The sequence below is a fragment of the Chromohalobacter sp. 296-RDG genome, assembly GCF_029889885.1.
In the GTDB taxonomy this organism is placed as follows: domain Bacteria; phylum Pseudomonadota; class Gammaproteobacteria; order Pseudomonadales; family Halomonadaceae; genus Chromohalobacter.
On record NZ_JARANY010000166.1, the window covers coordinates 1 to 1,823 of the forward strand.

General features: G+C 53.5%; 2 protein-coding genes. One reads left to right on the forward strand and one right to left on the reverse strand.

What is annotated here, in order from left to right; genetic code table 11:
* The coding region (locus tag OP495_RS17500) for a GGDEF domain-containing protein (protein ID WP_280571039.1) at positions 1-876 on the reverse strand (876 nt) is incomplete at its 3' end.
* A gap of 670 nt (positions 877-1,546) precedes the next feature.
* Here OP495_RS17500 and OP495_RS17505 point away from each other — a divergent pair.
* On the forward strand, positions 1,547-1,823 hold a 277-nt coding region (locus OP495_RS17505; protein ID WP_280571040.1), incomplete at its 3' end, for an AraC family transcriptional regulator.

Genomic DNA, 1,823 nt, shown 5'->3' on the forward strand with positions numbered 1-1,823 from the left:
CATCAGTTGTCGAGTGGCGAGATGGTATTGGGGTTGCAGATAAAGCTCGAAGAACGGGGCTTCCTGCTCCATGGCATCGGCCAGCGTCTCCGCCAGGAAACGCCGCCGCTCGGCGGTCTTGAGCATCTCAGGTTTGAATAGCTGCGGTTCCGTCCCGGCACTGGCCAGTACCTGATCGGCGGCATCTTGCGCGGCTTGCAACAGCGCCACGGGTGTCTTGCCATGCTCAGGCGATACGGCAACCCCGATACGTGGCTCGACCCGATATGGCACGCCATGAACCTCGATGGGCGCGTAGAGCATTTCCTGATAACGCGCGGCCATGGCGCTGGGATCGTGTGCACCGGATGCCATGACCACGAAGACGTCTTCCGAGAGCCGCGCCGGATAACACACGCCGCCGCACGTATCGCGCAGCCGCTCGGCAATGCTCTGTGCCGCTAGATCGGCGTATTGGACCCCAAACTGGGCGCGCAGGTAACGCAAGGCATCGAACGTCAAGTAATAAAGCGAGACGGCGTAGACGTCGTCCATGAAGCGTTGCAGGTGCCGTTCAAGGAGCACGCGCCCCGGCAGATCGGTCACACGGTCGTTGCGCAGGGCCTGACGCTTCAAACGTTGCTTGCGTTTGCGCCACCGCGCCAGCCAGATGGCGAGGCCCGCCATGACCAGTGCAGCCAACGCCAGGGCGCAGGCCTTCCAGATCCATTGACGCTGGGAAACGACCGCGTCGGGCACCACGAGCATGGCGCTGGACGCGGTCGCAGACGGTACTAGAACGTCCTCCTCGACCACTCCTGCCCCATCCAGCGGCAGGATAGCCAACACAAGGAGATACCATAGCCAAGGCCCGGCCTTGTTGATGCCCTTCATCATACGTGCGGCCTCCTGCCGTCGAGATGAGGCCCGTCATCCTTTACCCCGAGTTACCCCTTAGCGTAGACGTCGGTGATGTCTCTGCTGCTCTTCAGTCGATGCTGGAGGGCTTCACCTAGATCCCGGCACGAATCTTGGGTGTCGTGGTGGCCTTTTTATGCAGATTGATGTCCATGCCCATGCTCCTGAATGAACTGCTTAAGAAGCCCTCTTACCGCCAGAAGAAGATAACTTTCACATCTCATTCGATCATTAGGGAATCTATACATAAGAGATATCCGAAATAAAAGATAAATTTCCCTTACATCTTTTTTCTTCTTATCCGTAAACCTATTGACATAAAGACGAATATAAGTCTCTGTTTTTTATACAAATATTCAAAAAAATAACGTATAAACGTACCCCAATCCCCCACCCTATACGAAATAAAGAAGGCCATTTTCTCTTACTTAACGAGAAATCAATATACAAAATTGACTATTAGTTAAATTATAAAATATTCTATATAAACCACGCTTTTCATTCGAATTTCGTACTATCATTTCGCTGTTTAGCATCTTAGGGATCTCACCCTTTCAGGCTTTGCAATTCCGATCATCACCTTGATCTTACAGGTTGAGTCAGAGATGACTTACCAATAAAGCTGCAAAAAAACCAAGGGGAAGTATGTATGGCAGCGTATGAGACATCGTTATCGACTAGCCTCAATGCCATGCGGGCTGCCGAGATATGGCTGCATGAGCGGTCAGGCGATAGCCCATCGATCCGTGAACTGGCCAATTATCTGGGGTATTCAGAAGCGCAGATACGCCGTAACTTCAACCGCTTCTTCGGCGTCTCGCCCGGCCGTTATCGCGACTCACTGCGGCTGGAACGCGCGGCCTTGCTGCTATGCCGAACGCCAATGCAGGTACTCGATATCGCCATCAGTTGTGGCTATCGCAGCC